This is a genomic window from Kitasatospora sp. NPDC059973, assembly GCF_042737525.1.
Lineage (GTDB): Bacteria > Actinomycetota > Actinomycetes > Streptomycetales > Streptomycetaceae > Kitasatospora.
Genome location: NZ_JBHWUI010000051.1, coordinates 1 through 4,847, shown reverse-complemented (window position 1 = coordinate 4,847; position 4,847 = coordinate 1). Strand labels below are relative to the sequence as shown.

At 71.5% G+C, this 4,847-nt stretch carries 6 protein-coding genes; 5 read left to right on the top strand and 1 reads right to left on the bottom strand.

The genetic code is table 11. The features are described from left to right. Nucleotides 1–271 precede the first annotated feature (271 nt). A complete protein-coding gene (locus tag ACFWA9_RS16325) occupies nt 272–730 on the bottom strand; it encodes an ATP-binding protein (RefSeq protein ID WP_380387663.1) in 459 nt (152 codons plus the stop codon). Nucleotides 731–867: 137 nt separating this feature from the next. On the opposite strand from ACFWA9_RS16325, the gene ACFWA9_RS16320 reads away from it, so the two are divergent. The 5 genes from ACFWA9_RS16320 to ACFWA9_RS16300 all read left to right on the top strand — a co-directional run bounded on the left by ACFWA9_RS16320 (nt 868) and on the right by ACFWA9_RS16300 (nt 4,788). Then, on the top strand, nt 868–1,749 hold the full coding sequence (locus tag ACFWA9_RS16320; RefSeq protein WP_380387743.1) for a Scr1 family TA system antitoxin-like transcriptional regulator: 882 nt from the start codon (nt 868–870) through the stop codon (nt 1,747–1,749). Continuing rightward, entirely contained in the window at nt 1,746–2,039 is a 294-nt protein-coding gene (locus ACFWA9_RS16315) for a DUF397 domain-containing protein (protein WP_380387660.1), read from the top strand. Before ACFWA9_RS16320 ends, ACFWA9_RS16315 begins: the two co-directional genes overlap by 4 nt. Before the next feature lie 169 nt (nt 2,040–2,208). Then, complete coding sequence (locus ACFWA9_RS16310; RefSeq protein WP_380387657.1) at nt 2,209–3,174, top strand: DUF4331 family protein; 966 nt, start codon at nt 2,209–2,211, stop codon at nt 3,172–3,174. 115 nt (nt 3,175–3,289) lie between these two features. Continuing rightward, the gene (locus ACFWA9_RS16305; RefSeq protein WP_380387654.1) at nt 3,290–4,123 is read left to right on the top strand and encodes a DUF1206 domain-containing protein; all 834 of its coding nucleotides are present in this window, start codon (nt 3,290–3,292) and stop codon (nt 4,121–4,123) included. Nucleotides 4,124–4,431: 308 nt separating this feature from the next. Further along, nucleotides 4,432–4,788 (top strand): cupin domain-containing protein, encoded by a 357-nt coding sequence (locus ACFWA9_RS16300; protein ID WP_380387740.1) that lies wholly within the window; start codon nt 4,432–4,434, stop codon nt 4,786–4,788. Nucleotides 4,789–4,847 lie beyond the last annotated feature (59 nt).

Below are 4,847 nucleotides of genomic sequence, written 5' to 3'. Positions count from 1 at the left end.
GGGGGGGTTTTTCGGGGGGGGTTCGGGTGTCCACGGCTTGGGCTTTTTGCGCGGGGATATGGGTTGCCCCACTGCATGGGGCCGGGTCCGACTTCCTGTGCGGCACCGGTCTCAGGGGCGGGTGGGGGCAGCGGTCGGGGCGCTCGGGGCCGGGCGCGGCCGGGCCGGGTGATGATGCCGCGCGGTGAGGGGGAGCAACCAGACGAGGAGGGCGAGCAGCAGGGCCAGAGGGAGCACGGTCAGGACCGTGGCCTGGGTGGTGCCGGGGCGTTCAGGCGGCATGGGGGAGGTCGAGTTCGGCCCAGACGGTCTTGGCGTTGGGGTGGCGGGGGATGCTGCCCCACCGGTCGGCGAGCGCGCCGACGAGGGTGAGCCCGCGCCCGGACTGCGCGTGGGCGGCGCAGGCGGCGGGGACGGTGGGGTGACGGTCCCCCCGGCAGTCCGACACCTCGATGCGGAGGGTGGCGCCGCCCGGGGGCTTGTCGACGAGGCGGAGCGCGAGCTCGAACCCGCGGCCCGGCACACGTCCATGGGTGCTGGCGTTGGCCGCCAGCTCGGCGATCACGAGCAGCGCGGAGTGGAAGGTCTCGGTGGCGATGGAGTTGAGCCCCCAGGCCGTGAGTTGTTGTCTCGCGATCCGGCGCCCGATCGAGGCTCCCTTGGGGGAGGCGGTGAGCTGCGCGGTGTGGGCGCGGGGGGTCGCTGTGTCGAGGGGAATTTCGGACTTCATGTGACAAAGCCTGGTCCCTCGGAAGTAGTCTGACCATGCATCCGGCGAGTACGGAGCGTACTTGTGTGGGTGCGCACGGTCGCCTGTGTGGATTGGCGGGCGTGACTCACTGGGATAGAACGTTCGGAGTGGTCGCGATGGCTGGAGTACGTGGCGGCGGGGCGAGCGGCGAGGCCCGGCCGGAGCTGGATGAGGACCTTGGTGAGGTCTCGGACTTCTTCCGTGCGGTCGGAAAGCAGATCAAGCTTCTGCGGGAGCGCGCAGGTCTGACCCAGAAGGAGCTGGCCGACCAAATCGGTTACGGCGAACACCTCATCGGCTCGGTAGAGCGGGGAAAGCGAACGCCGCAACCCGAGTTGCTGGACGCGGCGGACAGAATTCTCAATGCGGGTGGCCTGTTGGCGATCGCTAAGGATGACGTCATGAGAGCCAAGGCGAAGGCCAGAGTGCGGCATCCCGCGTGGTTCAGGGACTTCGCCGGTTTGGAGGCCGAGGCTGTTGAACTCCACGAGTACAGCACGCTGGTCTTCCCTGGACTGCTTCAGACCGAAGCGCACGCGCGAGCGCTGTACGGAATGCGTCAACCGCTGCTCACGGAGGACGTGATCGAGCAGCGGGTGACCGCGCGAATCGGTCGTCAGGAGATCCTGACGCGCTGGCCCAGGGCCATCTTCAGCTGGGTGATCGATGAGAGTGTTCTGCACCGCCCTCTGGGGGGCTGGGAGGTGCACGCGGGGCAGCTGGAGCATCTGCTGTCAGTGGGCCGGACGCGTGGGATGTCGCTCCAGATCATGCCGTTGGCCCGGTTCGACCATCCCGGTATGGGTGGCCCGTTCACTTTGATCACGCCAAAGGGTCGAACCCAGAGTGGCTACATCGAGGTGCAGCAGAGCAGTCGACTGATCACAGACCCGGAGGAGGTCCGTATCATGAGCGCACGGTACGGCACCCTCAGGGCTCAGGCGCATACTCCGCCGGAGTCGCTGGCCCTGATCGAGAAGATGCTGGGAGAGCGATGACCGAGCTGGCATGGTTCAAGAGCAGCTACAGCAGCAATGAGGGCGGCCAGTGCATCGAGGTTGCCTGGCGTAAGAGTAGCTACAGCGGCAACGAGGGCACTGCGTGCGTCGAGGTTGCCTGGCACACGAGCAGCCACAGCGGTAACGAAGGCGCCAACTGCGTGGAGGTCGCCTCCATGCCCGGCACCGTCCACGTCCGCGACTCCAAGGACAAGAGCGGCCCGCAGCTGGCCTTCGAGCCCGCCGCCTGGCAGGCGTTCGTCGAATTCGCCGCCGCCTCCTCCCTCTGACTCCGTAGCTCCGACGTCCCTCTCCGACTACCCGTCACAGACCCCCGGCCGCCCGCAAATCGGCGGACGGCCGTCTTCTGTACGGGTGGCCTCCCCCTCTTGTACGGGTGCCGCTGGTAGCAACGGAGCCGACAGCCAGGGGGGAACGCAGAGACGAGGTAGCGCAGCCATGTCCCACCACCTCAGCGGTCCCAACCTGCGGTCGCCCCGGGGCGACGCCCGGCTGGACCTCACCGACCTGTTCGCGTTCCCGGCGGCCGACGCCTCGGGGCGGACGGTGCTCATCATGGACGTGAACCCGTACGCGCCGACCCGGGCCAACGCCTTCCACCCGGACGCGGTCTACCGGATCAACATCGACAACGACGGGGACGACCAGGCGGACGTCGCCTACTCCTTCACCTTCTCCGACCCCGAGGCCGGCGCCCAGACCGTCACCGTCCACCGGGCCACCGGTGACGCCGCGCGCCAGCACGAGGCCAGCGGCGACATCCTCTTCGCCGGCGTCCCGGTCGCCTTCGGCGACGCCCCCGACGTGGTCGAGGCGCACGGCTACAAGCTCTCCGTCGGCCTGCGCAGCGATCCCTTCTTCGCCGACCTCGAAGGGATCGTCAACAACTTCACCTGGACCGGCAAGGACGCGATGGCCGAGGCGAACGTCTTCGGCATCGCCCTCGAAGTCCCCGACGCCGAGCTGGGGCCGGAGGCGACGATCGGCGTCTGGGCGCGGGTCAGCCTCCACGAGGACGGCCGGCTGGTCTCCGTCGACCGGGGCGCCCACCCCTCCCTGACCGCCTACTTCAACGCCGAGGACGTGAAGGACGCGTACAACGCGGGCGAACCGGCCGACGACTGGGCGAAGTACCGCGAGCCCTGGACGGCCGTCCTCCAGCACACCGGTGACTACACCACGGACGCGGCCACCGAGACGCTGAAGCTCGTCCTCCCCGACATCCTTCGCTACGACCGCTCGCGCCCGGCGATCTACCCCAACGGGCGGACCCTGGTCGACGACGTGACCTCGGCCCGGCTGTCCATGGTCTCCGGCGGCAAGATCACCGGCGACCACATCCCCCCGCACGTCGACCTGCTCCCCGTCTTCCCCCACCTGGGCCACCCGCACCCGGCCGTCTGACGCCCGGGCCGCCCGCCCGTCCCACCGCTCGCCCGCACGCGTGTCCGACGGTCTGCCGGGCAGACGCCCCGGCAGACCGGGCGCGCACGGCGCCCGCTGCCGAGAGGGGGCCGTCGTGGCCGCAGGAGCGCACGGAAGACCGGCCGGCCGGGGAGCGGCCGCCGACGACACGGCGGACAGCGCGCTGCGCTGGGCCGGACGCGCCGGGTTCACGGCCCGGGGCGTCGTCTACGTCCTGGTCGGCTACCTCGCCCTGCGGATCGCCTTCGGCAAGGGCTCGGACGAGGCCGACCGCCAGGGCGCGCTGCGCACGGTGGCCGACCAGCCGCTGGGCCGGGCGGTGCTCTGGCTGCTGGTGGCCGGCTTCGCGGGCATGGCGCTGTGGCGGGCCGCCACGGCCGCTTTCGGCCGTGGCAAGGACGGCAAGCCGGGCAAGCGCGCCCTCAACGCCGGCCGCGCGCTCTTCTACGCTGCGGTCTGCTGGGGAACGGCCGCCTTCGCGCTGGGCAGCGGCGGACGGTCGAGCAGCGACGACACCTCCAAGGACTGGACGGCCTCCGCCCTCGACCTGCCGGCCGGGCGGTACCTGGTCGGCGCGGCGGGCCTGGTGCTGGCCTGGGTCGGGGTCGGCACCGCCGTCCGGGCCCTGCGGCGCCGCTTCCTCGAACGGTTGGACACGGCGGCGATGGGACCGCGCGTCCGAACGGCCGTCACCGCCTGCGGGGTCGCGGGCAACACCGCGCGCGGCCTCGTCTTCGCTGCGGCCGGCGCCTTCGCCGTCACCGCCGCGGTCCGCTTCGACCCGCAGCGGGCCAAGGGCCTCGACGACACCCTCCGCAGCCTCGCCACCACCCCGGTCGGCCCCTGGCTGCTGGTGCTCACCGCCGTCGGTCTGCTGCTCTTCGGCGCCTTCTCCTTCGCCTCCGCGCGCTGGCGCCGCCTCTCCTGACGGCCCCCGGGGGTGCCACCGGTCCGACCCTACGGTCGGACCGGTGGTTCTTCGGGCCGTGCGGGTCGAGTCCGGCGCCGGGCGGCGTGACCGGATCCTGCCCTCAGGCCGGGGGAGAAGCGGGCGGGCAGCCACCGCGCGCCCTGGTCGTGTTGGTCAGGTGCCCGGCCCCGTCAGGGCTGGGCACCTCCGCACCCCGCGGTCGCGCGACGTCCCGACCGGTCACCCGGACCGTGCGGGCGCCCGCTGCCTGGCTACCTCGTACGATCGGGTGCTTTCCGATCGTACGAGGAGTCCTTACTTTGGAGATGTTCCGCTTCGACCGCGCCGAGAAGGTCGTCGACCGCTACGACAGCCTCGGTGCCACCGCGACACCGGTCGCCGCAGGCGGGGAAACCGTCAACCTGACCTGCCTGGTCATCGAACCGGGCGGGACCATCGGCGCCCATCCGGCTCCGGTGGGTCAGCTCTTCCTGGTGATCGCGGGCGATGGCTGGGTGGCGGGCGCCGACGGGCAACGGGTGCCGGTGTCGGCCGGTGACGGCGTCCGCTGGGAGCCGGGCGAGGAGCACGCCTCCGGCACGGCCACCGGCCTCACGGCCCTTGCCGTGGAGGGCCCGTCGCTGCTCCTCCTCGCCACTCCCGGCCCGCGCGCGAGCTCCTGAGGCGGCTCCGGCTCCGGCCTTCGCCGCGAACGCCCTTCCGCCGCCGGCCCGTCCGCTAC

Coding starts and splice junctions, on each gene's coding strand:
- ACFWA9_RS16325 (WP_380387663.1), bottom strand. CDS start 730: ATGAAGTCCGAAATTCCCCTCGACACAGCGACCCCCCGCGCCCACACC.
- ACFWA9_RS16320 (WP_380387743.1), top strand. CDS start 868: ATGGCTGGAGTACGTGGCGGCGGGGCGAGCGGCGAGGCCCGGCCGGAG.
- ACFWA9_RS16315 (WP_380387660.1), top strand. CDS start 1,746: ATGACCGAGCTGGCATGGTTCAAGAGCAGCTACAGCAGCAATGAGGGC.
- ACFWA9_RS16310 (WP_380387657.1), top strand. CDS start 2,209: ATGTCCCACCACCTCAGCGGTCCCAACCTGCGGTCGCCCCGGGGCGAC.
- ACFWA9_RS16300 (WP_380387740.1), top strand. CDS start 4,432: ATGTTCCGCTTCGACCGCGCCGAGAAGGTCGTCGACCGCTACGACAGC.